This is a genomic window from Pseudoclavibacter endophyticus (genome assembly GCF_008831085.1).
Classification (GTDB): Bacteria; Actinomycetota; Actinomycetes; order Actinomycetales; family Microbacteriaceae; genus Pseudoclavibacter; species Pseudoclavibacter endophyticus.
Genome location: NZ_WBJY01000001.1, coordinates 1,235,716 through 1,261,212 on the forward strand (window position 1 = coordinate 1,235,716; position 25,497 = coordinate 1,261,212).

The window sequence follows — 25,497 nt, forward strand, 5'->3', positions numbered from 1 at the left end:
GTTGACCGAACCACCGACCGCCGCCCTGCCGACCCTCGCAACGCTCGAAGCCGCCCGCGAGATCGTCCGAAAGGTCATTACTCCGACGCCCGTCGACTCGGCCCGCTTCCTCGAGGCGCGGTTGGGGGCGCCCGTCATGCTGAAGTGCGAGAACATGCAGCGCACGGGGTCGTACAAGATCCGCGGCGCCACGTACCGGCTGTCGCAGCTGACGGAGGCGCAGCGGGCGAACGGGGTGGTGGCGGCCTCGGCGGGCAACCACGCCCAGGGCGTCGCGTACGCCGCGCGGGAGCTCGGCATCGCCGCCCGCATCTTCATGCCCGTGACGGTGCCGCTGCCGAAGCTCGAAGCAACTCAGAACTACGGCGCCGAGATCGAACTCATCGGCGACAACGTCGCGGACGCGCTCGAGGCGGCGACCGCGTACGCCGCCGAGATGGGTGCGGAGCTGATCCACCCCTACGACCACCCCGACATCATCACGGGTCAGGCGACGCTCGGCCTCGACGTGCTCGATCAGGTGCCGGATGCCGACCTCATCGTCGTGCCCATCGGTGGCGGCGGCCTCATCTCGGGCGTTGCGGCCGCCGTGCGGGCCCGCCGGGAGGAGGGCGGTGGACGCGACGTGCGCGTCATCGGGGTGCAGGCCGAGCACTCTGCGCCGTTCCCCCCGTCTCTGAGCGCTGGGCGACGCATCCCCGTCAACGCGCGCCCGACGATCGCGGACGGTATCGCCGTGGCGACCCCGGGTGAGCTGACCTTCGAGTACGTGCGCGAACTCGTCGACGACGTCGTGACCGTCACGGAAGACGACATCGCGCGGGCCATCCTGTTGCTGATCGAGCGCGCCAAGCTCGTGGTCGAGCCCGCCGGAGCGACCCCGGTCGCGGCGATCCTCGCGGGCAAGATCCCGACGATCGGCACGACGGTGCCCGTGCTCACGGGCGGCAACATCGACCCCCTCATGCTCGAGAAGGTCATCGCATACGGCCTCACGGCCTCTGATCGCTATCTCAAGATGGTGATCAGCCTCACCGACGTGCCCGGCGAGCTGGCGCGCATCTCCGGCATCCTCGCCGAGGTGAACGCCAACGTCATCGAGGTGCTGCACACGCGGCACAACAAGGGGCTGCAGATCACGCACGTTGAGCTCGAGATGTCGGTCGAAACGCGCGGCAGCGAGCACGTGCAGCGGGTGCTCGAGGCGCTTCGGCGCGCTGGATACCGGCCCCGCGTGCGGCGCGACGAGGTGTTCACGCCCTGACGGCCGCGCGCGGGTGCCGGAACCCGCCTACGGGGTGAACGTCTCGACGTCGAGGATGGCGACCTCAACCTGCTTGCCGCTCGGCGCTTCGTAGGTCGTGCGCTCACCGACCTTGAGGCCCGCGATCGCGGCGCCGAGGGGCGACTCGACCGAGTACACGCGCAGGTCGGTCTGCGAGGCGACCTCGCGCGAGGCGAGCAGGAACTTCTGCTCGCGTCCGCCGACGGTCGCGAGCACGACGGTGCCGTTCTCGACGATGCCGCTCGCCTGAGGTGCCTCCGCCACATTTGCGACCTTCAGCATCTGCTCGAGCTCGCGGATGCGCGCTTCGATCTTGCCCTGTTCGTCTTTCGCGGCGTGATACCCGGTGTTCTCCTTGAGGTCGCCGTCTTCTCTGGCCTCTTCGATGCGCCTGGCGATCTCTTCGCGCCCCTTCGTCGAGAGCTCTTCCAGCTCAGCCTGAAGGCGGTCGAAGGTTTCCTGGGTGAGCCAAGTTGCGCCTGCGGTATCGGTCATGATGATGCTCCTCGAAGATGGGCGGGAGGTGCCGGAAGCTCGGTCACCCCCGTCGGCGCGCCGTGCGCCGATGAACGTCGGGCGCGGTCGCGCCCCGACAGAACAGAGCAGCCCCGACCAGGTCGGAGCTGTAGCTGAGTACCTTACGGAATCCAGCAGCGGTTGACAAGGACGGTATCGGCCGGCTGCGTCGTGCGGACCTGAACGGTCACGGGCCGCGTCCGCTGTTCGCTGGCGTCGAGCTCGATGATCCGCCACCCGACGATGAGGTGCTGCGGGTTCTGCACCTCGATCGCGCAGGCGAGGTCGTATCCCGTCTGTACCGAGATACTGAGATCGGCTTCTGCGAGGTTGTCGGCGGGCACCCGGAACGCGGTGACCCGTGTCTCGATGGTGCTGTCAGCGCCCTGCTGCGCCTGGCCCAGCCCCCAGAACGCGACCGTGGCCGCCGTAAGAACGGCAACGACGGCGACACTCACGATCGGCCATTGCCGGCGCGCACGATCCGGCGCCCTCCGCGGGCCCCGGCCATACCTGGCGACCAGCAACGCCCGCTCGGGGGTGACCGCGTCGTCCGGCTCGCCTTCGTCGCCGTCTCGTCCGAACCGGTCGGGGCGTTCGTCGACAGCGGACGTCACGGGGCTCCTTCCGGACCGGGGGATGGCGTTCGAGCGTTAGGCTCCTGAACAAGGTTAACGGGTCTGGCGATCCGAAGGAGCATAGTGACACTTCGACTCATGGCGGTCCACGCCCATCCCGATGACGAATCGAGCAAGGGGGCCGGCACGTACTCGGCGTACGCCTCCCGAGGCGTCGAGGTCATGGTCGTCAGCTGTACCGGCGGCGAGGCCGGCGACATCCTCAACGGCGGTCTCGAGTCGATCGAGCACGCGAAACGCGACCTCTCGGGTCTTCGGCGCGTCGAGATGGCGCACGCGCAAGAGATCCTCGGCGTGCAGCACCGCTGGCTCGGCTACCTCGATTCGGGCATGGCGAGAGAAGACGGCTCGCTCGCGCCGGGCACCTTCGCGGCGATCCCGCTCGAGATCACGGCGCGCCCGCTCATCCGCCTTGTGCGCGAGTTCAGGCCGCACGTCATGATCACCTACGACGAGCAGGGCGGATATCCGCATCCCGACCACATCCGGTGCCATGAGGTCTCATTGCGCGCATGGCGCGAGTCGGGCACTGAGTCGTCGCCGGAGCTCGGTGACCCGTGGCGCATCTCGAAGCTGTACTACGACCGCACCATGAATCCCGAGCGCTTCGAGTCGGTCTTCGAGTCGCTCAAGCGAACGTCTCCCGGCTCCCACCTCGTGGAGCGCATGGAGGAGATGCTGGGTTGGATGCGCAAGCGACCGGTCGTGACGGCGACGACCACGCAGGTCGACGTCTCCGACTTCTTCGACCGTCGCGACAGCGCGCTCCGCGCCCACGCGAGCCAGGTCGCTCCGGACGGCTTCTTCCTCGGCCTTCCCGAGGGGCTCGAGCGCGGCGCCTACCCGTTCGAGGACTATGAGCTCGTCGATTCGCGCGTTGATGCGCCGACGCCCGAGACCGATCTCTTCGCCGGCATCGACGAGGCGGGAGCGTGACCGCGTTCGCGGGCGCGGCGTGGTTGGCCGCGTGGCTGACCACGGCGCCAGCCATGCTCGCGGGTGCGTCACCGACGCCAACGCCGACCGAACTGCCGTACAACCCCGACGACGTCACGCCCGGAGTCATCGGGTTCCTGTTCACGTTTACGATCTTCGTGCTCGTGGCACTTGTCGGGTGGGACCTGCTGCGACGGGTGCGTCGCGTCAAGTACCGGGCAGAGGTCCGCGAACGGCTCGACGCGGAGATCGCCGCGCGCGACGGCGCCGACGGTGCCACTGCCGCCCCTGGCGCGGATCCCGGCGCCGACGGTGACTCGGCGCCGCCCCCTGCGCGCGGGGCGGATTGATCGCTACGCGTATGGCGGATTGATCGCGACGAGGAGCACGCCGGCCCACTGGCACAGGAACGCGAGCGTGGTGAATGCGTGGAAGATCTCGTGGAATCCGAAGTGCTGCGGTGACGGATCCGGCCACTTCGTCGCGTACACGACGGCACCGACCGTGTAGAACAGGCCGCCCACGACGATGAGCACCATCATCACGACGTTCGCCTGCACGAGGTCGAAGATGTACATGACCGCGCCCCAGCCGAGCGCGATGTAGAGCGCCGTGGACAGCCAGCGCGGCGCCCCTATCCAGAAGAGGCGAAACCCGATGCCGAGCAGGGCCACGCCCCAGACGACGCCGAACAGAAGCCAGCCCTTTTCGGGCGGGAGCGCGAGCAGCGAGACGGGCGTGTAGGTGCCCGCGATCAGTACGAAGATGTTGGCGTGGTCGAAGCGCTTGAGCGCGACCTTCGCGCGGAGCGACCAGTTGAACCGGTGGTACAGGGCGGAGACGCCGAACAGCAGCCACGAGCTCACGGCGTAGACCGCCGAGGCGACCGTTGCGAGCCAGCCGTCGGCCACCAGGATGAGCACGACACCGGCCACGACAGCCACCGGAAATGTGCCAGCGTGGATCCAGCCCCGCCAGGTCGGACGGGCGGCCAGGGCGGCGCGCGCCAACTTCGAGTGCGACCTGATCGCGCGTCGCCTGCGCTCGCTCAGCGCCCGTCGTTTCTCGATCGACGCGTCGAGCACCGGCAAGTGCAGAGCGGGTTCTTCTCCCGGGTCGAGCTCGCTCGGGGTTTCCGTCTCGCCCGCTGGTGTGTCGTCGCCCGTGTCATCCCCTGCCCGGTGATTCTTGGCCCGGTGATCACCGACCCGGCTGGCCGAATCGTGCGAGACCGGGTCGTGGTCGACAGCGTCACGCGTCTCGTCGTCGGGCGTCATGAATGCTGAAGGAGTCACCTCACCAGGGTAGGTGCGCGCGCCGCGGGGGCGCTGATTCGGAGCAACCTTCGTGCCACCGCCGAGCGGATTCGACGCCCACTCTGCGTGGCCGAGTCGGGGTACGTTGTGCTGGTGACTCGCAAACGTCGGCGAAAAGGGCTTGATCTCCTCTATCGTCTCTATCTGCAGCGCGTGCGGCGCGAGCTCGAGGGAATGACGGTACCGCGGCACGTCGCGATGATCATCGATGGCAACCGAAGATGGGCGAAACTGCTCGGCCATGCCGACGCCGCGCACGGCCACCGAGCCGGGGCCGCCAAGATGGCCGAGTTCCTGACCTGGTGCGATCGCGCGGGCATCGAGGTCGTCACGATCTACCTGCTCTCGCAAGACAATCTGCGCCACCGCAGCAACGACGAGCTCCGAGAGCTCGTGCCCATCATCGCGTCGCTCGCGCGCACGATCGGACGCAATGAGCAGTGGCGGGTTCAGCACGTCGGCTCCGATGACGGCCTCGACGACGAGCTGCTCGCGACGCTCGATGCCGTCGAGCAGCAGACAGCCGACCGCACCGGCATGCACGTCAACCTGGCCGTCGGTTACGGCGGCCGCAATGAGATCGTCGAGGCGGTGCGTTCGATGCTGCGCGCTGGCGCCGAACGCGGCCGCTCGATCGCGGAGCTCGCAGAGTCGGTGACGGTCGACGAGATCGCGAAGTATCTCTACACGGGAGGGCAGCCCGACCCGGACCTCGTGATCCGCACGTCCGGCGAACAGCGCCTCAGCGACTTCCTGTTGTGGCAGTCCGCGCACTCGGAGTTCTACTTCGTCGAGGCACTCGGGCCCGACCTGCGCGAGGTCGACTTCTGGCGCGCGCTCCGCGACTACGCCGGGCGTCAGCGCCGATTCGGCCATTGACGACGACACGCCGAGGTATCGCACGCGACACGCCGTGCTGCGCGGATTCCGGCGAGCTCGGATGGCGGCGCGACCAATCGCGTGCGTCACGTTGGTCACAGGAATAGACGCGAGCATCCCTGCGCCACGCTGGACGTGACGAGCACGTAAACGTTTGTCGCTCACCGTCGAAAACGCGCCTTTCGCTGCCCGGATTTCCAGAGGTCCGCGCGTAGCGTGAACGCCATCAGGTACCTGCCTGATCGAGCGTCCACCGCTCGACTCACCCCGTGCGATCATGCGGTGGATGCCCGACACCCGACGAGCGAAGCAGCTCGGCGAAGGAGCGCACCAGTGATCACGTCACCTCGCGACTACGAATCGATCGAGACCGGCGAGGGGGTGGATCACGCTGGCGCGGCATCGACCGGAGTCGTCACGTATGTGCTCGACACGTCGGTGCTGCTGAGCGATCCTCGCGCCATCTTCCGGTTCGCCGAGCACGCCGTCGTCATTCCGATCGTCGTGATCACCGAGCTCGAGAAGAAGCGGCACGACCCGGAGATCGGCTTCTTCGCCCGGCAGGCGCTGCGCTACCTCGACAAGTTGCGTGTCGAGCACGAGCGCCTCGACTTCCCGATCCCCATCGGCGAGCAGGGGGGCACGTTGCGCGTCGAGTTGAACCACTCGAACCAGGACGTGCTGCCGAGCGGTATGCGGCTCGGCGACAACGACTCGCGCATCCTTGCGGTCGCGAGCAACCTGGCCAACGACGGGCTCGATGTCGTCGTCGTCTCGAAGGACATGCCGATGCGCGTGAAGGCCTCGTCGATCGGACTCGCCGCCGACGAGTACCGCGCCGAGCTCGCGCGCGACACGGGCTACACGGGCCTCATCGACGTCGACCTCGGCGCCGACGCCGTCGGGCAGCTGTACGAGCGCGAGCGCCTCGACACGACAGAGGTAACCGGCCAGCCGGTCAACACGAGCGTCATCATCCATTCGGAGCGCGGCTCGGCCCTCGGCCGCGTCGACGGCGAGAACTCGGTGCGGCTCGTTCGCGGCGACCGTGACGTGTTCGGCCTGCACGGGCGCTCGGCCGAGCAGCGGCTCGCGATCGACCTGCTGCTCGACCCGCAGGTCGGCATCGTCTCGCTCGGCGGTCGGGCCGGTACGGGCAAGAGCGCGTTGGCGTTGGCTGCAGGGCTCGAGTCGGTGCTCGAGCGGGGACTGCACCGCAAGATCATGGTGTTCCGGCCCCTCTACGCCGTCGGGGGCCAGGAGCTCGGCTACCTCCCCGGCGACCAGGACGAGAAGATGGGGCCGTGGGGGCAGGCGGTCTACGACACGCTCTCGGCGATCGTCTCGGACAACGTCATCGAAGAGGTGCTCGCCCGCGACCTGCTCGAGATCCTCCCGCTCACCCACATCCGCGGCCGGTCGCTGCACGACGCGTTCGTGATCGTCGACGAGGCACAGTCGCTCGAGCGAAACGTCCTGCTCACGATGCTCTCGCGCATCGGGCAGAACTCGCGCGTCGTCCTCACGCACGACGTGGCGCAGCGCGACAACCTGCGCGTTGGCCGGCACGACGGCATCGCCTCGGTCATCGAGACGCTCAAGGGCCACCGGCTGTTCGGCCACATCACGCTCACGCGTTCGGAGCGCAGTGAGATCGCGGCGCTCGTGACGGAGCTGCTCGAGGACTACACCATCAACTAGTGAGGACCGGCCGGGCCGTGCGATCAGCGCGGCCCGGCGCAGTCCGCCCGGTCTCGTGCGGGATGCTGGTCGAGCCCGTCAGTCGGTGTTCGCGATACTCCGCACCTTTGCGGCGGACGCGTGGGGCAGCGCGAGTCGATTCTCGATGGGCGGGGGGTCGGCCGAGGGCGGCACGAGGGCAAGCGTGGCCGTGTCGAGGAAGGCCACGTTCTCGTTCGGCTCGTGCCGGTCGTGGGCGAGTCCGAGGACCCGCGCCGCACCGAGTGTTGAGCGATAATGCCGGTGAAAGTGCCCGTGTGCGATGAACCGGGGCCACGTGCCGTCGACCACGGCGCGGACGAGATCGCGGTGGGCCTCACCGGCGGCCTCGTCGTCCGCCGGGAACGTCCCCTCGGGATACACGTGCGGCACCGGGACTCCGGCGGGCACGTCATGGCAGACCAGAACGTCGACGGGGCCCGCGGCGACCGCGCGCTCGACGTCGTCGACCGTGATCGCCTCCTCGGGCCACCAGGCCTCGCCGCGCTCGCGTGCGCGTCGGTCGACACTGTGCGCGCCTCCGAGCGCGAGCCACGTGCGTCCGCGCCACGACCAGCGCACGCCGCGAGGGAGGTGCGTCACGCTTCGGCTGATCGGTCGCACCCCACGGTCGTCGATCGGATGCGACGCGAGCCACGGGAACGACTCGTGGTTGCCGTCGATGAAGAAGAGCGGGACGTCGCCGAGCGCTCGATCGACGGCCGCGAGGAAGTCGGACTCGAACCTGAACCCGAAGTCACCAAGATGCACGATCGCTTCGGCGCCGCCACTCAGCGCGTGGGCGATTGATGCGACCGCGTACGGCGTATTGGCGTGCCAGTCGCCCGCGAGGGCGACCGTGGTGGGCTCGGTACCGTCCGGCAAGCGGAGCGCGGGCGGCGGCGTCTCGAGGCGCTCGTTCATGCATGACACGGTAGCGGGCCGGGACGATGGCGCCCTCAGGACGGCGCCCGAGCATCCGTCGTCATGCTCCGGATGCTCGGGCGCCGACGTTCGGGCGCGTCGCCCTACAGGTTTGGCGACGTCATCTTGAGCACGTCGAGGCGGGCGTCGAGCTCCTCTTCCGTGATCTCACCGCGCTCGACGTAACCGAGGTCGATGACGGCCTGACGCACGGTGATCTTCTCGGCGACGGAGTGCTTGGCGATCTTGGCGGCCGCCTCATAGCCGATGATTCGGTTGAGCGGCGTGACGATCGAGGGCGACGACTCGGCGAGTGCGCGGGCACGCTCCTCGTTGGCCTGCAGGCCGCCGATCGTCTTGTCCGCCAGCACGTGCGACGCGTTGGCGAGCAGGCGGATCGACTCGAGCAGGGCGGTACCCATGAGCGGGATCTGCACGTTGAGCTCGAACGAGCCCGACGCGCCGGCGAACGCGATCGCCGCGTCATTGCCGATCACGCGAGACGCCACCATGAGCACGGCCTCGGGAATGACTGGGTTGACCTTACCGGGCATGATCGACGAGCCCGGCTGCAGGTCTGGCAGGTGGAGCTCGCCGAGGCCGGCGTTGGGGCCAGAGCCCATCCAGCGCAGGTCGTTGTTGATCTTGACGAGGCTCACGGCGATGGTGCGCAGCGCTCCGGACGCCTCGACGAGACCGTCGCGTGCACCCTGTGCCTCGAAGTGATCTTTCGCCTCGGTCAGGGGCAGGCCGGCGTCGCTCGCGAGCTCGGCGATCACCTGCTCCGAGAACCCGGCTGGCGTGTTGATCCCGGTGCCGGTCGCCGTGCCGCCGAGGGGCACCTCAGCGACGCGTTCGATCGTTGCGTTCACGCGCTCGATGCCGAGGCGCATCTGGCGGGCGTAGCCCGAGAACTCCTGGCCGAGGGTGACGGGCGTCGCGTCCATGAGGTGCGTGCGGCCCGCCTTGACCGTCTCCTTCCACAGCTCGGCCTTCGCCTCGAGCGACGATGCGAGGTGATCGAGCGCCGGCACGAGGTCGCCGAGCAGCGCGCCGGTCACGGCAACGTGCACCGACGTGGGGAACACGTCGTTCGACGACTGCGAGGCGTTGACGTGGTCGTTGGGGTGGACCTGCTCGCCGAGCGAGGCCGAGGCGAGGTTAGCGAGCACCTCGTTCATGTTCATGTTCGTGGAGGTGCCCGAGCCGGTCTGGTAGACGTCGACCGGGAACTGGTCGAGGTGCTCACCACCGATGATCGTCTCGGCCGCCGCGACGATCGCCTTCGCTCGCTCCTCGTCGATGATGCCGAGCTTGGCGTTCACGATTGCGGCGGCACGCTTGATTCGGGCGAGCGCGACGATCTGCCCGTCCTCGAGTCGCGAGCCCGAGATCGGGAAGTTCTCGACCGCGCGCTGCGTCTGCGCGGCGTACAGCGCGCTGCGAGGCACGCGAACCTCGCCCATCGTGTCGTGTTCGATGCGGAAGTCGTTGCTGGTGTCCACCGCTGTGTGACCTTTCGACGTGAGCCCGGAGGGGCGCCGTCCGGCGCCGCACACAGCGTACCCGCCGGCCTGCGGCCGCAGCGCCGCTACATCGCGTCTGCGATGGCCTGCGCGACGGTCTGCACGGCGTCGGCGGAGTGGCTCCCGTATACGACGTAGGTCGATTCCGCCCGTTCGAGGACGAGTGTGTAGGCATTGTTTCCGGACTCGCCGGGCGGCAGGTCGGTGTAGTCGTACTCGTCCCACGTGAGGCCGCCGACGACGGTCGTGCTGGTCGGCGCGCGCTTGGCGACCCGGTCGGCGAGCCAGGTCGGATTGGCGTCGAGCCCCTGGCTCATGCCGACGAACTCGGCGGCGTTGCCGTCACCGTCCGAGAGGATGAAGCCGATGTACCACTCGGTGACGCCGTCGGCACCCGTGCGGAGTTCGGCTTCGTTGCTCGTCCACTGGCTGGGAAGCTCGGGGGCGGCCAGTGGCGCCGACACGTCGCTCGCTGCCTCGGCCGCCGCGGCCGCGTAATCGATGTCGCGGACCACCGGTGAATCGTCACGCGGAACGATCAGGACCATGACCAGCACGATGAGCGCGCACACGGCCAGCGATGCGAGCAGATTCCGGAACGTCTGCCGGGCCCGGTGCAGGCGTGACGCCTCGGCCTTCCGCGCCGCAGCCTCCTCGGGCGTCTCGGGGCGGCCGAGCTCGGCGACGACGGGCGGCTGCGATTGCTTGGCCATGCGGCGAGAGACCTCCAGGGGCCGAAGGGGAGTGCGGGCATCGAACCGCGTTCCCGCAATTCTACGCGGTGTCGTGGGTGCCGGCGGCGGTCGCGCTTGTCTTGCTCGGCATAATGTGTTTCGATATGTATCGAAAATCGATACGTAGCGAACCACGTTACGCCTAGGCGGCGACGTCCGCATGGTCATCGCGGTCGAGCTCCAGCCCAGAAAAGTGAAGGGACAATCGTCATGACAGACAACCTGCCGGCACCATCGGTGCGGCCGTCCAAGAGTTCACGCGGGGACCTGCAGTGGACCATCCTCGGCTCGGGCTTGGCGTTCATCGTCTTCCTCGCACCGGTGCTGGCGGCGACCATCACTCATCTGTCGCAGGGAACGTCGGTCGTCTCCATCGTCTCGGATGCGAATGGTGAGGACCCGGGGCCGCTCGTCAGCGGCGTCGAGCGAGCCGATGTGGCCGTCGCGCTCGCCGACCTGCCGGCGTTCGTCGCGACACTGCTCATCCTGGCCGACGTGCTGGTGCCGCTGCTGTGGACGGCCGTCCTTGCGCTCACGGCGACCGCGTCGATGATGGCACTGCGCGGGCGCCTCTTCTCGCGCGCCTTCGACGTGCTGCTCGGCTGGCTGGTCGCGGTGGCCGCGGTCGCAGCCCTCGCCCCCGGCGCGCTTCGCCACATGGGCACCAACGGGGTGCTGGCGCAGCGCGGGTGGTCGGGTGCCGAACCGTCTGCGTTCACCAACATCTGGATCCCGATCATTCTCGTGACGACGCTCACGCTCGTGATCGTCATCCACCGATCGGGCCGCAGCCTCGCCGAAGAGCACGCGGGAACGGTGTGATGGACCGTGTCGCCGGCGCCCACGGCGCCGCGCCGTCATTCGGCCCGCGAGTCGTCTGTCACCTCGATCGCTTGCTCGACGAGCGACAGCTCTCGCTCGCGGAGCTCGCGCGACGGGTCGACATGAGCGTCGTCAACCTCTCCATCCTCAAGAACGGCCGCGCCAAGGCGGTGCGATTCGAGACCATGACACGGCTCTGCCGTGAGCTCGGGTGTCAGCCCGGAGATCTCTTCAGCGTGGAGCCCTGATTCGGTGTGGGGCCCTGAGCGCTACCCGGTCGCGGTCTTCCCTTCAGCGTCGTCGTCGTGCGAGGTCTCCCGTGCGCGGCGCGCGGACTCGAGGCGCTCACGGGCGCCGGTCAGCCACGCCTCGCACCGGTTGGCGAGCGCCTCGCCGCGCTCCCACAGCGCGAGCGAGGCCTCGAGCGGCTGTGAGCCCTGTTCGAGTTCACCGACGACGCGCACGAGTTCATCGCGCGCTTCTTCGTAGCTGAGCTGCTCGACGTCGGCGTTCGGGTCTGCGGTGGGGCCGGATGCTGTGGTCGCCATGCCGGTCAGTCTAGGAGCGCCCGCCGACACCGTCGCGCCCGGCGGCGGGCGTCTCAATCGGTTCGCCGCCCGTTGCGGTCGCCTCGACGCGGCCGTCGGCGAGGCGGATGCGCAGGGCGGCGCCCGTGGGCGCATCGGACCACGAACGCACCACGTCGCGGTGCTCGATGCGACCCGGGGCATCCCCATCGCCGTCACCGTCGATGCGCTCGACGATCGCGTAGCCGCGGTCGAGGGTGCGCTGCGGGGACAGCGCGCGGAGGTGCGTCGCGAGCGAGCGCACCCGCTCGCCCTCGCGATCGACGCGGCTCACGATGAGCTCGTCGGCACGGGCGGCGTAGCGCATGAGCTCGTCGCCTCGCTGGTCGACGATCCACGACGGATGCGCGATGGCGGGGCGCGAGCGCAGCTGCTCGAGTCCGCGCGTCTCGCTCGCGATGCGGTTGGCGATGGCGCTGAACGCGCGCGAGCGCCCCTGCTGCACGATGGCCAGCTGCTCGGCGACGTCGGGGACGACGCGCTTCGCCGCGTCGGTCGGAGTCGAGGCGCGAAGGTCGGCGACCTCGTCGAGCAACGGGCGGTCGGCCTCGTGGCCGATCGCGCTCACGACCGGCGTGGCGAGGCTCGCGACGACGCGCACGAGCGATTCATCGGAAAACGGAAGCAGGTGGAGGAAGTCGCCGCCGCCGCGGGCGACGATGATGACGTCGACCTCGGAATCGCCATCGAGCTCGAGGAGGGCCGACGCCACGTCGGCGGCCGCCCGGTCGCCCTGCACGAGCGTATGGATGGTCCTGAACCGCACAGCTGGCCACCGCAGCTCGGCGTTGCGGCGCACGTCTTTCTCGGCGTCGGAGTCGCGGCCGGTGACGAGGCCAATGGTGCCGGGGAGGAACGGCAACGCGCGCTTGCGCGCCGGGTCGAAGAGCCCCTCTGACGACAGCTGTCGACGCAGCCGCTCGAGGCGCTCGAGCAACTCGCCGAGCCCAACGTGACGCACGTCGTAGGCCTGGAGCGAGAGCGTGCCGCCCTTCACCCAGAAGTCGGGCTTGGCGTGCACGATCACACGGTCACCCTGAGAGAACTCGCCATCGAGTTTCTCTGCGACGCTGCGCCAGACGTTGACCGACAGGGTCGCGTCGCCCTCGAGGTCGCGCAGCTTGGCGTAGACATGACCGCCACGGACGTTCCAGCTCGTGAGCTCGCCCTCGATCCACACGGCGCCGAGCCGGCTGATCCAGTCGCGGAGCATGCTCGAGACCGTGGCGACGGTCCACGGCGCCTCGGCCGACGACGGCGGCGGCGACATCGAGACCATGCTGCTCCCTCTTCCTCGTGCGGTGCTCGTTCCAGTGATTCGGACTCCGAACCTACCTCGCGCCGCCGACACCGGCGCTGCCGGCCGTCGGTGACCGGGACCGCGGCACGGCGGCCTGCCGATCCGGCCCCCGCCGTTACCGGCGCAGAGGTCCCGCGTAGACTTGTCCGCGTGACCGCCACCCAGATCTCGTTGCCGACGCCACGCGCCAGGCGCGCTGCGCCGACGCTCGAGAACCGCCCCGTCGACGGCCCGAAACGGGTGCTGCTGGCGAGTCCGCGGGGGTACTGCGCGGGTGTCGATCGCGCCGTGGTCATGGTCGAGCGAGCACTCGAGCGGTACGGGGCGCCCGTCTACGTGCGCAAGCAGATCGTCCACAACACGCACGTCGTCGAGCAGCTCGAGGCCCGTGGCGCGGTCTTCGTCGACGAGGTGGCGCAGGTGCCCGAAGGCGCCAACATCGTCTTCAGCGCGCACGGCGTCTCGCCGGCCGTCGTCCAGGAGGCGGCCGACCGCGGATTGCACGCCATCGACGCGACGTGCCCGCTCGTCACGAAGGTGCACCGCGAGGCGGCGCGCTTCGCCAAGGCCGAGAAGCAGATCCTGCTCATCGGCCACGACGGTCACGAAGAGGTCGAGGGCACGGCCGGTCACGCGGTCGGGCGCGTCACGATCGTCAACAACCCGGCCGAGGCCGAGACCGTCGAGGTCGCCGACCCGGACAACGTCGTGTGGCTCTCGCAGACCACCCTGTCGGTCGACGAGACCATGCAGACGGTCGACAGGCTCCGTGAGCGGTTCCCGGCCCTGCAGAGTCCCCCGAGCGACGACATCTGCTACGCGACGCAGAACCGGCAAGTCGCCATCAAACAGGTCGCGGCCGACGCCGATCTCGTCGTCGTGGTCGGCTCGGCGAACTCGTCGAACTCGGTCCGCCTCGTCGAGGTCGCGCTCGAGCACGGTGCCTCGACGGCCCATCGCGTCGATGATGCCACCGAACTGCAGCAGGACTGGCTCGACGGGGTGCGGACGATCGGCGTGACCTCGGGGGCTTCCGTGCCCGACGTGCTCGTGCACGAGGTGCTCGAGTCGCTCGCGTCCGCTGGCTACCGGGACCTCCACGAGGTGACGACGGCCCACGAAGACCTCATGTTCTCGCTGCCGAAAGAGCTGCGCGACGACGCCGGCGAGCGTGGCGGCCGGGGCTGCGGCGTGCGCGATCGGCAAGGTCCGGCGCCCGCATGACCTCGCGGCAGTGGTCGGGTACGGGCGGCGAGTCGCCGTCGTTCGCGACGTTCCACCGGCACGCCGGTGAGCTCCGCGACATGCAGCGCGAACTGCTCTCGCGCCAGGGTGAAGACCCTGCCGACATCATCGAGGCGGAGGCCTCGCTGCCGACCGTGCTCGAGATCGCCATCGAACTCGCCCTCGACGACGCGCAACGGCACGGTGACCTCTCGGTCGCATTGGCGCATGCCGCGATGGTCCCGGACGTCTACGGTCGCGGCGTCGCGATCGCGCAGGCATGGGCCATGGCGGGCGAGGCGATCGTGTGGGAGGCAGGACAGCGGGCGGCACCCATCGTGCGGGCGGCGCTTGAGCGGCGCGGCGTGACCGCGCGCCAGACCGCGCCGCGGCGCGATGCCTCGTAGGGTGCACCCCGGATGGTCCCGGGATGTTCCCCGTCGCGCACCGGGCACCGAAGCGGCGACCCGGTTGCCCCCTCACGACGTGAGTGAGGATCGATCGCGCGGCGATGCCGCGCGGCTCCGCGACCTGGCAGTGCTGCGGCGCGTCCGCGACCGCATCGATCGCGAGTTCTCTCGGCCCCTCGACGTCGAGGCGCTGGCGCGCGACGCGCACGTGTCGGCCGGGCACCTGAGCCGACAGTTCAAGCTCGCCTACGGCGAGTCGCCCTACCAGTACCTCTTGACGCGTCGCATCGAGCGCGCAATGGCGCTGTTGCGGCACAGCGACCTCAGCGTGACCGAGGTGTGCTTCAACGTTGGCTTCTCGTCGCTTGGCACGTTCAGCACTCGGTTCGCCGAGGTCGTCGGGATGCCGCCGAGCGCCTACCGCCTCGAGGCGGTAGGCGCGACCGAGGGCATGGCGCCCTGTCTCGCCAAGCGCGTCACGAGACCGATCAGGAATCGAGAAGCGACGGGCAGCGCCCGCCAATAGCGTGAGCGGCATGAAACTCACGATTCACCAGTCCATGCTTCCCCACACCGACAACGACGCTTCGCTCGCCTTCTATCGCGATGCGCTCCAGTTCGAGGTGCGAAACCACGTCGAGTACGGCGGCCTTCACTGGTTGACCGTCGGCCCCCCGAACCAGCCGGACACGTCGATCGTGCTGTACCCGCCGTTCGCCGACCCCGGCATCCTCGACGAGGAGAAGGCCGTCATCGAGGCCATGATGGCGAAGGGAACCTACGCCTCGATCAACCTCGCGACGCCCGATCTCACCGGGGCGTTCGAGCGCATCCAGTCCGCGAACGTCGAGATCGTGCAGGAGCCGACCGACCAGCCGTACGGCATTCGCGACGCCGCGCTGCGTGACCCGGCGGGCAACCTCATCCGTCTTCAGGAGGCCGCCGCATAGCCGTCGCTAAGCTGCCGGGATGCATGACGACCGCGACGACAACAACGCCGTATCGAGGTCGGTGCCGGATGGGACTTCTGCGGCGCGCCTCGCCGAGCGGGGGCTGCGGTACGCGCTCGTGGACACCGCGTCTGATGCCGTCCTCGACGCCTGGCTCCAGGCAGATCGCCGGGGATTCCACGCACCGGCGCCGCCCGCCGACAGCATGCCGCGGCGGCGCGATGCGATTCGCGGGCTCCGACTCATCGGGGTCTGGGACGACGCGGCGCCGGCGGGTGCGCGCCCCGACGTGCCAATCGCGACGACCGTGTCGTGGCCCAATGAGCTGACCGTGCCCGGGGGCGCGCTCCCCATGTACGCGATCAGCTCGGTCACGGTCGCGCCGACCCACAGCGGGCGCGGCATCGCGCGGGCCATGGTCGAGGGCGAGCTCCGCGCCGCGTCATCGGCGGGATTCGCGATCGCGGGCCTCACCGTCTCGGAATCGACCCTGTACGGCAGGTACGGCTTCGGCCCCGCCGCGATGGCCGCCGAGATCACGATCGAGACGGGGCGCGCGCGCTGGACCGGCCCTGAAGGCCCCGGCACCGTCGTGTTCGTGGACATCAATGAGGCCCCCGCCCTGTTCGGCGCGGTGCACGAACGAGCGCGGCTCCTGTCCCCTGGAGACGTCTCGACCCGGGGGGACTTCTGGGCATCGCTGACCGGGGCCGACGAGCCCGACGCCGAGTCGACACGGGCGCGCCGCTTCGTCGTGTACCGCGAGCCCGATGGTGAGCCCACGGGGGCCGCCATGTATCACCTGACCAAGCACCCTGACGTGTTCTCCAAGCACACACTCGAAGTCGGATGCCTGACCGCAGCGAGCGATGCCGCCGCCGGAGCACTCTGGCGCTATCTGCTGTCGGTTCCCCTGGTGCAGACGGTGAAGGCACCGCTTCGGCCGGTCGACGACCCGGTGAGGTGGCTCATCGGCGACTTCCGCGCCGCCGCGGTGACCGTCGTCGACCATCACTGGTTGCGGATCCTCGATGTGCCGCGCGCATTGGAGTCGCGCACGTACGCGGTGCCGGGACGCCTCGAGCTCGTCGTGCGCGACGCGCTCGGGTTTGCCGCCGGGCGCTTCTCGATGATCGTGGACGACGCGGGCCGCGCCGTTGTGGCGCGCCTCGCCGACGCACCCGAACGCGACGCCGGGGCGGATGCCTCGCCGGGGGAGCACATGGAACTCGATGCGCAGGCGCTGGCCTCGCTCTACCTGGGCGGTGTCTCGGCCGACGTGCTCGCGCGGGCCGGGCGACTCGGCCCGCGTTCACGAGGCGCGGTCGAGACCGTCGACCGGATGTTCCGAACGGCCCGTGCGCCCTGGCTCAGTACCTGGTACTAGCGGCGAACCGCGGCACCCCTCGCTCGTCCCGACGGGGGACTATGGGGTTGGGGACGGCGCCGTCATGGCTGCCTGCAGCAGCTCTGGATGCAGCGCGACCCCGATCAGCATGAGCGCGACCGTGAAGAGCATGGCCACGACGGCACCGACGACCGGGATCCACGCGGCGATCCGGTCTCGACGCCAAACGATGAGCGTGATGTAGAGCGTGATGGCATAGATGACCGGATGCCCGATGATGCCGACGAGCGAGAGGGTCGTGAGCCCGGCCGGGCGCGCGTAGGTCGCGATGCCGTACTCGTCGAACAGTGCCGCGAACTGCTGCGCAAGCGCGTTCTCGGTGAAGAACGTCATGTTCACGATGGTCGCGAGCATCCCGAATACCAGCAGGCCGATGCCGTAGATCTTGTCGACGCGGCGACGCGCCTCTCGTAGCTGCTTTTGCTGTTCGTCGGAGTTCGGCGGGGACTCGGGAGGCCGTCCCGGATCCCCGCCCCCCGCCGGACCGGACGTCACGAGGGGGAGTGCCCGAAGGAGCCGAGCTGCTTCGTCGCCTCGACCACGCGCGCGGCCATGGCCGCCTCGGCTTTCTTGCCCCATGAACGCGGGTCGTACACCTTCTTGTTTCCGACTTCACCGTCGACCTTGAGGAAGCCGTCGTAGTTCTTCAGCACCGAGTCGGCGACCGACCGCGAGAACGCGTACTGCGTGTCGGTGTCGATGTTCATCTTGATGACGCCGTTGGTCACCGCGGTTGCGATCTCGTCGTCGGTCGAGCCCGAGCCGCCGTGGAACACGAGGTCGAGGGGCTTGTCGTCGGTGCCGTACTGCTGCTGGATGCCGTCTTGAATCTCGCGCAGGAGTTCCGGGCGCAGTTTGACGTTGCCCGGCTTATAGACGCCGTGGACGTTTCCGAAGGTGAGCGCCGCCATGTAACGGCCCTGCTCACCGAGGCCGAGCGCCTCGACGGTCTGCACGACGTCGTCGAGCGTCGTGTAGAGCTGTTCGTTGATCTCGTTGGCGACGCCGTCTTCTTCGCCGCCGACGACACCGATCTCGACCTCGAGAATCTGGTTGTTGGCCTTGGTGAGCGCGAGGATGCGCTTGGCGATCTCGAGGTTCTCGTCGAGCGGTACTGCGGAGCCGTCCCACATGTGGGATTGGAAGATCGGTTCTCCGCCCTGCCTGACGCGCTCTGCCGATGCCTCGATGAGCGGGTACACGAACCCGTCGAGCGCGTCCTTCGGGCAGTGATCCGTGTGAAGGGCGACCGTGACGGGGTAGTTCTTGGCCGACTCGGTCACGAATGCAGCCATGGCGAGCGCGCCGGAAGCGCGCGCCTTCACCGACTGACCGGCGAAGTAGTCCGCGCCGCCCGTCGTGACCTGGATGATGCCGTCCGAGCCAGCCTCAGTGAGCCCCTGCAGCACCGCATTGACCGTCGACGACGACGACACGTTGATGGCGGGGTAGGCGAAGCCCTCGGCTTTCGCACGGTTCAGCATGTCGGCGTATTGATCTGGCGTGGCGATGGGCATTAGGGCTCCTTCGTCGATGGGGGAGGCGCCGGTCGCGGTCCGTCGGCACCCGTGCATCCGGGCGAAGTCTATCGACGCTGCCGAGGTGATTGCTCGTCAACGGAGATCCCCGGCCGGCGCACTACCCTTGGAGCGGTCGACGCGGTCAACCGCCGCGCCCGCCCCGCTCTTGCCGACGCCCGCGAAAGGTGCTTTCCATGACTGACTCCCAGGCCGCAGGCCGCGACTCGCGCACGCCTGACCCGATGCAGGCCGATCGCAACCTGGCGATGGAGCTGGTTCGGGCGACTGAGGCGGCGGCAATCCGAGCAGTGCCCTGGATCGGTCGCGGGAACAAGAACGGTGCGGACAAGGCCGCCGTGGACGCGATGCGCAAATTCCTGTCGACTGTCGAGTTCCAGGGCCGCGTCGTCATCGGCGAGGGCGAGAAGGACGAGGCGCCGATGCTGTACAACGGCGAGATCGTCGGCAACGGGGAGGGGCCGGAGTGCGATATCGCGGTTGACCCCATCGACGGCACCAGCCTGACCGCCGCGGGCCGGCACAACGCGCTCAGCGTGATCGCGGTCGCCGACCGCGGCACCATGTACGACCCGAAAGACCTCTACTACATGGAGAAGCTCGCAACGGGGCCGGAGGGGGTCGGCGTGGTCGATCTCGCGCGCCCGATCGGCGAGAACGTGAAGGCACTCGCGAAGGCGAAGGGCAAGCCCGTCGAGGACATGGTCGTCGCCATTCTCGACCGGCCCCGACACGAGCAGCTCATCCATGACGTGCGCGAGGCCGGGGCGGGCACCGAGCTGCTGCTCGACGGCGACGTTGCCGGAGGAATCAACGCGGCGCGCCCGGACAGCCGCATCGACATGTGCGTCGGCATCGGCGGTACCCCAGAGGGGATCATCACGGCGTGCGCGCTGAAGGCGCTGGGCGGCGTCCTGCACGGACGGATGTACCCCCGCAATGACGAAGAGCGTGAGCGGGCGCTCGCGGCCGGACACGACCTCGACGCCGTGCTCACGCAGGACGACCTCGTGAAGACCGACAACACGTACTTCGTCGCGACGGGCGTCACGGACGGTGGCCTGTGCGCGGGCGTCCGGCGCTTTGGCGACCGCATCTTCACCGACTCGCTCGTGCTGCGCTCGCGTTCGGGCACCGTGCGCCGCGTCGAGGCCGAGCACCTCGTCGCCAAGTGGCTGTAACGGAGAGACCCAGGGGACTGCTCCGGGGAGTGCCTCGGCGATTCGCGTGAGGCGGGCGATGACAGCCGCCGGACACGTGCGCGTCATCGCACCGCTGTTCCGCCCGGCTATGGTTCGCGCCGTTCGAAGGTTCTCGACCGAAGGTGCCAACGTTGCAATTCCCAGCCCTGCTCGCAGCCTCTGCGATCGCCCTCTCCTCGCTCGTCGCCGTTCAGCCACCACCGGTGGCCGATGATGCGCGGGAGGGAACGATTCTGTACTTCAACGACGCCCACGACGTACGCCCCGTCCTGACGGGTGGTGAGGACCGCGGTGGCGTCGCCCGCCTCGACGCGGCGATCGCCAACGTTCGTGCCGAGCAGCCCGACGCCCGAGTCGTGTTTGGCGGCGATCTCGCCGGCGGCACGTTGTTCGGCGGCCTCTACAAGGGCTTCCCGCTCGTCGAGGCGTTCAACACCATCGGAATCGACCTGGCCAACCTGGGTCAGCACGACTTCGACTTCGGCGTCGAGAACGCGCGCGAGCTCATCGCGGCGTCGGAGTTCCCCTGGATCACCTCGAACCTGCTGGACGATGCCGGCCAACCCTTCTTGCCCGACTCGACGTGGGCCGTGCACGAGACGAACGGGATCACGGTCGGCTACATCGGCCTCGTCGACGGCATGGACACGACGTCGGTCGGTGACGCGGTCACCGAGCTCGACCACGTTGACGCGGCCGTCGAGGCCGTCGCCGCCCTCGAGGCGGCGGCGAGCCCCGATGTCATCATCGCTGTCGCCCAGGTGCCTCCCGCGGTCGGGGAGCGTCTCGTCGACGCGTTGCCGCAGCTCGACGCCGTGCTGCTCGAGGAGCAGGCGGAGTACGAATCGGTCGTCACCGAGTACAAGGGGGCGGTCTTGGCGTCGCCCGAGGGCAACATGGGGTCGCTCATTCGCCTCGACGTCGCGGTCAACCCCACCGGTGAGGTCTCGCTCGAGCCGTCGGTGATCGAGGTCGACCACACGGTCACGCCGACGCCGGAGCTTCGGGAGCTCGAGCTCCGGTACGACGCCGAGATCGAAGAGAACCTGTCGCACACATTGGCAACCGTCGAGACGCCGCTGCTCAATCCTGACCACCAGTCCCGTCGCGGGGAGACGCTCATCGGCAACTTCGTGGCCGATGCATTCCGTGACTATCACGGCACGCAGATTGGCTGGATGAACGGGGGCGGCATCCGCGCCGAGGCGCCCGGCCCTGAGTTCACGCTCGGCGATGCGTACTCGATCGCGCCGTTCGACAACAAGGTCATGCACGTCGAGGTGCCGGGGAGCGGCCTGCGGCAGGCGCTCGAGGATGCCGTCATGCGCATGTCGGATCTTGGTGGCGGGTTCCCGCAGGTGGCTGGTATGTCCTTCGGGGTTGACCCGGATGCCCCGGTGGGCGAGCGCATCCACAGCGTCATGGTTGCCGGCGAGCCGCTCGATGATGACTCGGTGTACAGCGTCGCCGTGACGAACTACGTGGCGAACGGAGGCGACTCGGTCACCGGCTTCGCGGACGCCACTGTGATCGTGCCGGCGAGCGAGGCCCCTGCGGATGCCGAGGTGATCGCCGAGTACGCGGCCGAGCTCGGCGTCATCGACCTCGAACTCGAAGGACGCATCACCGTGGGTGCCGCGCCCGCGACGCCGGCCCCGACCGCGACGCCGGCTCCGACTGCGACGTCGGCTCCGCCGGCGACGCCGGCTCCGACAGTCGACGGCAATGATGACGGCTCGCCGCAGGCGGCGGCCGGTGCGGAAAACGATGAATCGCTCGCGTCGACTGGCGGCGATGGGTCGCTCGTGTTCGTGGTGATCGGTGGCGTGCTGATCGCGCTGGGCGCGACGGCTTGGTCGGTGGCACGACGTCGAATCCGACCGGTCGGCCGTTAGCTGGCGGACTCCACCCCTGAGCCGCGGAGGCGAGTGACCACCGGAGAGCCCGGCGCGCCATGTGCGCCGGGCCCTCCGAGCCTCAACGTGGTTGCGACGTCGCTATCGCGCTGGCGGTGACGTGCTGCGGCACACGGTCCGACGGCGGCTCAGTGAGCTCGGGCGCCGTCAGGGCCCGTGGATGATCGTCGAGGCGACTCGGTGCCGACGGCGCGTCGGTCGCCGCGTGCTCGGCGAGCCGGCGAGCCGTGGGGAGCACGCGGGTCTCGAGGGAGCCCACGAACCCGTTGTACGCACCAACGGTCGCGGTGAGTGACCGCCCGAGTTTGTCGAGGTGCCCGGCGGCGGTGCCAAGGCGCGTGGCGAGCTGCTTTCCGAGCGCGATGACCTCGTCGGCCGACTCTGCCAGGCGCTCGTGCTGCCAACTCGCCGCGACCGCTTTGAGGACCGCCCAGAGGCTGACGGGGCTCGTAACGGCGATGCCCTTGGCGAACGCGTCGTCGAGCAGGCTCGGGTCGGCTGCCAGCGCCGCAGAGAGCGCCGACTCGCTCGGTACGAACGCGATGACGAGCTGGGGTGAGTGGGTGAATGCGGACGCGTACTCGCGGTCGGCGAGCGCCTGAACGTGCCCCCGAAGGTGCTTCGCATGCTGCGCGAGCAGGCCCTCGCGGCGATCGATTTGGGAGGCCGACCCGCTCAGCTCGCTCGCCTCGAGATACTTCGTCATCGGCGCCTTCGCGTCGATCGCGATCGTCGCGTCGCCGGGGAGGTGCACGATCATGTCGGGACGGCGCGGGCCGTGCTCGGTCGCGACCTGCACCTGCGTCTCGAAGTCGACCCGCTCGAGCATGCCGGCCGCCTCGACGATGTTGCGCAGCTGCGCTTCACCCCATGCTCCGCGCGCGGAGTTCGAGCGCAGGGCCGATGCCAGCCCCTCAGTGGTGAGGCGAAGGCTCTCGTCGAGCTCACGCTGCAATCGCAGCTGCTCGCTCAGCTCGCCGTATTGTTGGCTGCGCTGCTCTTCGATCGCGGCGACGGCCCGCTGCATCGACTCGAGCTGGCGTTGGACCGGCGCGAGCGCCGTCAACACCCGCGCCTCGCCGCCTTCGCGCTGCCGCTGGTGCTCGACGTCGTCGCGCGCCTGCGTGCGCTCCTTTTCGAGTGCAGCGTCGGCCCGCTCCAGCTGCCCGGCAAGGCCCTCCGCCCGAGCCTCGGCGGCGGCGAGCCGTGACTCGGCGTTGGCGCGGTGGCGCGCCGAACGCCACAGGGCGAACGCCGCGCCGATGAGCCCGCCGATGACGAGGCCGACCGCGAGGCCGATGATGAGTGCGAGTGCGTCCATGTGCGAAGCGTGGCACCCCCCTCCGACACTCTCGTCGTCACGCGCCGCGGCCGCGGCGAGTCGCCGCTAGCCGAACGTCGCGGAGGCGATCAGGCGCTTCGCCTCCGCCCGTTCCGCGAGCACGAAACGACCGAGCCCCACGCCCGTCGCCAACGCGAGACCGGCGAGGTCCGAAGCGCCGAGCCGTGTCGCGGCATCGACGGCGATCGCGGCGCAGGCCTCGGCGTCGGAGACGGGGTCGTGATGGGTCAGATCGAGGTAACCGGCGGCCCGGGCCGCGAGGGGCAGACGATACGACGGCAGGTCGTAGATCCTTCTCGCGACACGAAGGGTGCAGACGTATCCCAGATCCGGCAGGGAGCATCCCGTTGCCAGCGACGCCGCCGCGAGCACACCGACATCGAAGGGGGCGTTGTGGGCGACGATGGAGTCCTCGCCGATGTACTCGAGCAAACGGGGCAGCTGTGCCTCCCACGTGTCGGCGCGCGAGACGCGCTCGCGCGAGACACCGTGGAGCTGCACGTTGAACGGCATGAACTCGTCGTGACCGGCCGGCGGCCTGATGAGCCAGCTTCGGCGGTCGACGATCTGTCCGTCTGTGACCTTCACGAGCCCGACGGCGCACGCCGACGCGGGCGAGCCGTTGGCGGTCTCGAAGTCGATGGCGGTGAACGAGACGGGCATCTGCCCAATGCTGCCACGCGGCGCCGACACGATCGGCCGGGCGCGCGCATCCGGAGCCGAAACGGCGAGATCGCTATCCGCGGCCGAAGAGGCGCCCAAGCAGGCCGCCGATCTCGCCGCCCGGCTGCGCGGATCGCCGGGGCGGGACCGGAGCCGGATCGGGGAGCGGCGTCGTGGCGGCCCAATCGATGAACTGTCCCCACGCCGACGGGTCGACGTAGGCGTACGTGACGTGGTCGGCGTCGATGCGGATGCGCTGCAGTCCGCGTCCGTCGCTGTCGACGTCGTCGGGCACGAGCGCGTCGAACTCGGCAGCGCCCATCCGGCTGCCCTGAAACACGACGCGCACGCCCGTGTCGACGTTGCGAGCTTCGACGCCTGCGCCGAGCTCTTCGTGATCATCGATGTCGAACGGGATGCGCCGGCTCCCGGTCGCGAGTGCGATCGCGGCCAGCGACCGCGTGACGAGGGGTGCGAGTGGACCGGCACCCGCTGCGAGGTCGAACGTGATCGCGCGGCCCGAAACGCCGAGCACCAGCGCGGCGAGGTCGAGCGGAGAGTCCGTTGCGGTGGCATGTTCGCGAATGATCTCGGCCCCGCGGGGCCCCGGCTCCTGCTCGAGCAGGCCGGCCTCCAGCAAGGCGGCGGTGACGGCATCGACCCTGGGCTGGGCGATGGGCGGGGCGCCTGCCATCCGCGCCCGTCGGCGAGCGATCGCCGCCACCGCGCGGCTCGAGACCGGCAGATCGGCCTTAGCGATTTCGAGCAGCCGGTCTTCCGCGCTGTCGGCGACCGAGTGCTCGAGCCCGTCGACATAGGCGCTGGCGTCGAGGGCGCCGGGCCCTTCCTTCGCGGTCGACCGCCAGAAGTCGGTGTCGTGCGCGAGCTCAATGAGACGCTCGGCGTCGGCCGCCCGGCGCGATCGCCGAATGAGCGCGCAGGTCGCGAGCCACGATGCCGGCGCTTCGATGCCCTGTGTTTCGGCGGTCGGCACGTCGTCGAGCGGTTCATCGGCGCCCCAGTACGACATCACGGTGCGCATGACCTCTGGTCGATCCGGTGTCGCCTCGGCGGCTGCGATGAGCACGAGGTCGGCGTATCGCTCGGCGGCGTCCTGGGCGGGCGTGCCGTTGAGCTCGCTCGCGAGTGCGCGCCTCGTCACGAGGTACACCTCCCCGCGGTCGTCGATGCGGAGGTGACGGATCGCGTCGATGATGTCGGTACGCAGCACGCCGTCGCCGAGGGAGTGCAGCAAGCGGGTGAGGAAGAGCTTGCCCACTGAGCGGGAGCCACGGCCGCCCGGGGCCATGATCGGCGCGTAGGGGAGGATCGCCTCGAAGAAGGCCTCTCGATCCGTCGCCTCAGCGAACGCGAGCAACGCGCGGTCGTCGTCAAAGGCCTCGATCAGCAGGATCGCGATGCCGGCGTATGCGGCAGGGTCGACGTGGTCTCGCACGGCGCCCCAGCGTTCGAGCGCGCGCCGGTGCGCCGGGTCGCCGGCGTCGGCGATCGCGGCCCACGGCTGGTTCGACCACGTCGGCAGCCACTCCGGTCTGCTGATCAGCCGCGAGATGAACGGGTCGAGTTCGGCGGGCATCGGTTCTCCTCGCGCATCGTTCATATTCCTGCAAGGCTAGCCGGAAAGCACCACCCCCTCGCCGC

The 25,497-nt window shown here is 69.3% G+C and carries 27 protein-coding genes; 14 read left to right on the forward strand and 13 right to left on the reverse strand.

Features of this window, described 5'->3' with window-relative positions; genetic code table 11:
* Window position 1: 1 nt before the first annotated feature.
* On the forward strand, window positions 2-1,264 hold the full coding sequence (ilvA, locus tag F8O04_RS05410) for a threonine ammonia-lyase (RefSeq protein WP_158028266.1): 1,263 nt from the start codon (window positions 2-4) through the stop codon (window positions 1,262-1,264).
* A gap of 27 nt (window positions 1,265-1,291) precedes the next feature.
* Here ilvA and greA read toward each other — a convergent pair whose 3' ends face one another.
* Together greA and F8O04_RS05420 are read right to left on the reverse strand one after the other, a co-directional pair.
* On the reverse strand, window positions 1,292-1,780 hold the full coding sequence (gene greA, locus F8O04_RS05415; RefSeq protein WP_158028267.1) for a transcription elongation factor GreA: 489 nt from the start codon (window positions 1,778-1,780) through the stop codon (window positions 1,292-1,294).
* Window positions 1,781-1,923: 143 nt separating this feature from the next.
* Window positions 1,924-2,418, reverse strand: a complete 495-nt coding sequence (locus F8O04_RS05420; RefSeq protein WP_188726255.1) for a DUF4307 domain-containing protein — start codon at window positions 2,416-2,418, stop codon at window positions 1,924-1,926.
* Window positions 2,419-2,517: 99 nt separating this feature from the next.
* Between F8O04_RS05420 and mca the strand changes: the two genes are divergently transcribed.
* Both mca and F8O04_RS14765 read left to right on the forward strand, forming a co-directional pair.
* On the forward strand, window positions 2,518-3,375 hold the full coding sequence (mca, locus tag F8O04_RS05425) for a mycothiol conjugate amidase Mca (protein ID WP_158029119.1): 858 nt from the start codon (window positions 2,518-2,520) through the stop codon (window positions 3,373-3,375).
* The gene (locus F8O04_RS14765) at window positions 3,372-3,725 is read left to right on the forward strand and encodes a hypothetical protein (RefSeq protein WP_188726254.1); all 354 of its coding nucleotides are present in this window, start codon (window positions 3,372-3,374) and stop codon (window positions 3,723-3,725) included. The genes mca and F8O04_RS14765 overlap by 4 nt, the downstream gene beginning before the upstream one ends.
* Before the next feature lie 3 nt (window positions 3,726-3,728).
* On the opposite strand, the gene trhA is transcribed toward F8O04_RS14765, so the two are convergent.
* Complete coding sequence (gene trhA / locus F8O04_RS05435) at window positions 3,729-4,403, reverse strand: PAQR family membrane homeostasis protein TrhA (RefSeq protein ID WP_225734982.1); 675 nt, start codon at window positions 4,401-4,403, stop codon at window positions 3,729-3,731.
* Window positions 4,404-4,784: 381 nt separating this feature from the next.
* Between trhA and F8O04_RS05440 the strand changes: the two genes are divergently transcribed.
* Both F8O04_RS05440 and F8O04_RS05445 read left to right on the forward strand, forming a co-directional pair.
* Complete coding sequence (locus F8O04_RS05440) at window positions 4,785-5,570, forward strand: isoprenyl transferase (protein ID WP_158028269.1); 786 nt, start codon at window positions 4,785-4,787, stop codon at window positions 5,568-5,570.
* Window positions 5,571-5,933: 363 nt separating this feature from the next.
* A complete protein-coding gene (locus F8O04_RS05445; protein ID WP_225734983.1) occupies window positions 5,934-7,271 on the forward strand; it encodes a PhoH family protein in 1,338 nt (445 codons plus the stop codon).
* A 78-nt stretch (window positions 7,272-7,349) separates the two neighbouring features.
* Here the strand turns inward: F8O04_RS05445 and F8O04_RS05450 are convergent, their stop codons facing one another.
* The 3 genes from F8O04_RS05450 to F8O04_RS05460 all read right to left on the reverse strand — a co-directional run bounded on the left by F8O04_RS05450 (window position 7,350) and on the right by F8O04_RS05460 (window position 10,452).
* The gene (locus F8O04_RS05450) at window positions 7,350-8,213 is read right to left on the reverse strand and encodes a metallophosphoesterase family protein (RefSeq protein WP_158028270.1); all 864 of its coding nucleotides are present in this window, start codon (window positions 8,211-8,213) and stop codon (window positions 7,350-7,352) included.
* 104 nt (window positions 8,214-8,317) lie between these two features.
* Complete coding sequence (locus F8O04_RS05455; RefSeq protein WP_158028271.1) at window positions 8,318-9,718, reverse strand: class II fumarate hydratase; 1,401 nt, start codon at window positions 9,716-9,718, stop codon at window positions 8,318-8,320.
* An 86-nt stretch (window positions 9,719-9,804) separates the two neighbouring features.
* Window positions 9,805-10,452 carry a DUF4245 family protein gene (locus F8O04_RS05460; protein ID WP_188726253.1) on the reverse strand — a complete coding sequence of 216 codons (648 nt, stop codon included), beginning with the start codon at window positions 10,450-10,452 and terminating at the stop codon, window positions 9,805-9,807.
* A gap of 231 nt (window positions 10,453-10,683) precedes the next feature.
* Between F8O04_RS05460 and F8O04_RS05465 the strand changes: the two genes are divergently transcribed.
* Complete coding sequence (locus tag F8O04_RS05465; RefSeq protein WP_158028273.1) at window positions 10,684-11,295, forward strand: hypothetical protein; 612 nt, start codon at window positions 10,684-10,686, stop codon at window positions 11,293-11,295.
* Window positions 11,295-11,543, forward strand: a complete 249-nt coding sequence (locus F8O04_RS05470; protein WP_158028274.1) for a helix-turn-helix domain-containing protein — start codon at window positions 11,295-11,297, stop codon at window positions 11,541-11,543. Before F8O04_RS05465 ends, F8O04_RS05470 begins: the two co-directional genes overlap by 1 nt.
* Before the next feature lie 21 nt (window positions 11,544-11,564).
* Here F8O04_RS05470 and F8O04_RS05475 read toward each other — a convergent pair whose 3' ends face one another.
* Window positions 11,565-11,843 (reverse strand): exodeoxyribonuclease VII small subunit, encoded by a 279-nt coding sequence (locus F8O04_RS05475; RefSeq protein WP_158028275.1) that lies wholly within the window; start codon window positions 11,841-11,843, stop codon window positions 11,565-11,567.
* 10 nt (window positions 11,844-11,853) lie between these two features.
* Window positions 11,854-13,161 (reverse strand): exodeoxyribonuclease VII large subunit, encoded by a 1,308-nt coding sequence (gene xseA / locus F8O04_RS05480; protein ID WP_225734886.1) that lies wholly within the window; start codon window positions 13,159-13,161, stop codon window positions 11,854-11,856.
* Between the two features lie 171 nt (window positions 13,162-13,332).
* Here xseA and F8O04_RS05485 point away from each other — a divergent pair, with 171 nt between their 5' ends.
* The 5 genes from F8O04_RS05485 (at window position 13,333) to F8O04_RS05505 (ending at window position 17,153) form a co-directional block, all read left to right on the forward strand.
* Complete coding sequence (locus tag F8O04_RS05485; RefSeq protein WP_158028276.1) at window positions 13,333-14,406, forward strand: 4-hydroxy-3-methylbut-2-enyl diphosphate reductase; 1,074 nt, start codon at window positions 13,333-13,335, stop codon at window positions 14,404-14,406.
* Window positions 14,403-14,813, forward strand: coding sequence for a hypothetical protein (locus F8O04_RS05490; protein ID WP_158028277.1), 411 nt, complete (start codon window positions 14,403-14,405; stop codon window positions 14,811-14,813). The genes F8O04_RS05485 and F8O04_RS05490 overlap by 4 nt, the downstream gene beginning before the upstream one ends.
* Window positions 14,814-14,892: 79 nt before the next feature.
* Window positions 14,893-15,342 (forward strand): helix-turn-helix transcriptional regulator, encoded by a 450-nt coding sequence (locus F8O04_RS05495; RefSeq protein WP_225734887.1) that lies wholly within the window; start codon window positions 14,893-14,895, stop codon window positions 15,340-15,342.
* A 10-nt stretch (window positions 15,343-15,352) separates the two neighbouring features.
* Window positions 15,353-15,766 (forward strand): VOC family protein, encoded by a 414-nt coding sequence (locus F8O04_RS05500; RefSeq protein WP_158028279.1) that lies wholly within the window; start codon window positions 15,353-15,355, stop codon window positions 15,764-15,766.
* 19 nt (window positions 15,767-15,785) lie between these two features.
* Window positions 15,786-17,153, forward strand: coding sequence for a GNAT family N-acetyltransferase (locus F8O04_RS05505; RefSeq protein ID WP_158028280.1), 1,368 nt, complete (start codon window positions 15,786-15,788; stop codon window positions 17,151-17,153).
* Between the two features lie 39 nt (window positions 17,154-17,192).
* Here the strand turns inward: F8O04_RS05505 and F8O04_RS05510 are convergent, their stop codons facing one another.
* Both F8O04_RS05510 and fbaA read right to left on the reverse strand, forming a co-directional pair.
* Window positions 17,193-17,669, reverse strand: a complete 477-nt coding sequence (locus F8O04_RS05510; RefSeq protein ID WP_158028281.1) for a DUF6264 family protein — start codon at window positions 17,667-17,669, stop codon at window positions 17,193-17,195.
* The gene (gene fbaA, locus F8O04_RS05515) at window positions 17,666-18,691 is read right to left on the reverse strand and encodes a class II fructose-bisphosphate aldolase (protein ID WP_158028282.1); all 1,026 of its coding nucleotides are present in this window, start codon (window positions 18,689-18,691) and stop codon (window positions 17,666-17,668) included. Before fbaA ends, F8O04_RS05510 begins: the two co-directional genes overlap by 4 nt.
* A gap of 197 nt (window positions 18,692-18,888) precedes the next feature.
* Here fbaA and glpX point away from each other — a divergent pair, with 197 nt between their 5' ends.
* Both glpX and F8O04_RS05525 read left to right on the forward strand, forming a co-directional pair.
* Window positions 18,889-19,893, forward strand: coding sequence for a class II fructose-bisphosphatase (glpX, locus tag F8O04_RS05520; protein ID WP_158028283.1), 1,005 nt, complete (start codon window positions 18,889-18,891; stop codon window positions 19,891-19,893).
* A gap of 152 nt (window positions 19,894-20,045) precedes the next feature.
* A complete protein-coding gene (locus F8O04_RS05525) occupies window positions 20,046-21,809 on the forward strand; it encodes a bifunctional metallophosphatase/5'-nucleotidase (RefSeq protein ID WP_158028284.1) in 1,764 nt (587 codons plus the stop codon).
* A gap of 82 nt (window positions 21,810-21,891) precedes the next feature.
* Here F8O04_RS05525 and F8O04_RS05530 read toward each other — a convergent pair whose 3' ends face one another.
* The 3 genes from F8O04_RS05530 to F8O04_RS05540 form a co-directional block, all read right to left on the reverse strand.
* Window positions 21,892-23,151 (reverse strand): DNA recombination protein RmuC, encoded by a 1,260-nt coding sequence (locus F8O04_RS05530; RefSeq protein WP_158028285.1) that lies wholly within the window; start codon window positions 23,149-23,151, stop codon window positions 21,892-21,894.
* A 66-nt stretch (window positions 23,152-23,217) separates the two neighbouring features.
* Window positions 23,218-23,835 (reverse strand): exonuclease domain-containing protein, encoded by a 618-nt coding sequence (locus F8O04_RS05535; RefSeq protein ID WP_158028286.1) that lies wholly within the window; start codon window positions 23,833-23,835, stop codon window positions 23,218-23,220.
* 73 nt (window positions 23,836-23,908) lie between these two features.
* Window positions 23,909-25,432: a hypothetical protein gene (locus F8O04_RS05540; RefSeq protein WP_158028287.1), complete on the reverse strand. Its 1,524-nt coding sequence runs from the start codon at window positions 25,430-25,432 to the stop codon at window positions 23,909-23,911.
* Between the last annotated feature and the right edge of the window lie 65 nt (window positions 25,433-25,497).

Coding starts and splice junctions, on each gene's coding strand:
- greA (WP_158028267.1), bottom strand. CDS start 1,780: ATGACCGATACCGCAGGCGCAACTTGGCTCACCCAGGAAACCTTCGAC.
- mca (WP_158029119.1), top strand. CDS start 2,518: ATGGCGGTCCACGCCCATCCCGATGACGAATCGAGCAAGGGGGCCGGC.
- F8O04_RS05450 (WP_158028270.1), bottom strand. CDS start 8,213: ATGAACGAGCGCCTCGAGACGCCGCCGCCCGCGCTCCGCTTGCCGGAC.
- F8O04_RS05460 (WP_188726253.1), bottom strand. CDS start 10,452: ATGGCCAAGCAATCGCAGCCGCCCGTCGTCGCCGAGCTCGGCCGCCCC.
- F8O04_RS05465 (WP_158028273.1), top strand. CDS start 10,684: ATGACAGACAACCTGCCGGCACCATCGGTGCGGCCGTCCAAGAGTTCA.
- F8O04_RS05470 (WP_158028274.1), top strand. CDS start 11,295: ATGGACCGTGTCGCCGGCGCCCACGGCGCCGCGCCGTCATTCGGCCCG.
- F8O04_RS05475 (WP_158028275.1), bottom strand. CDS start 11,843: ATGGCGACCACAGCATCCGGCCCCACCGCAGACCCGAACGCCGACGTC.
- xseA (WP_225734886.1), bottom strand. CDS start 13,161: ATGGTCTCGATGTCGCCGCCGCCGTCGTCGGCCGAGGCGCCGTGGACC.
- F8O04_RS05490 (WP_158028277.1), top strand. CDS start 14,403: ATGACCTCGCGGCAGTGGTCGGGTACGGGCGGCGAGTCGCCGTCGTTC.
- F8O04_RS05500 (WP_158028279.1), top strand. CDS start 15,353: ATGAAACTCACGATTCACCAGTCCATGCTTCCCCACACCGACAACGAC.
- F8O04_RS05505 (WP_158028280.1), top strand. CDS start 15,786: ATGCATGACGACCGCGACGACAACAACGCCGTATCGAGGTCGGTGCCG.
- fbaA (WP_158028282.1), bottom strand. CDS start 18,691: ATGCCCATCGCCACGCCAGATCAATACGCCGACATGCTGAACCGTGCG.
- glpX (WP_158028283.1), top strand. CDS start 18,889: ATGACTGACTCCCAGGCCGCAGGCCGCGACTCGCGCACGCCTGACCCG.
- F8O04_RS05530 (WP_158028285.1), bottom strand. CDS start 23,151: ATGGACGCACTCGCACTCATCATCGGCCTCGCGGTCGGCCTCGTCATC.
- F8O04_RS05535 (WP_158028286.1), bottom strand. CDS start 23,835: ATGCCCGTCTCGTTCACCGCCATCGACTTCGAGACCGCCAACGGCTCG.
- F8O04_RS05540 (WP_158028287.1), bottom strand. CDS start 25,432: ATGCCCGCCGAACTCGACCCGTTCATCTCGCGGCTGATCAGCAGACCG.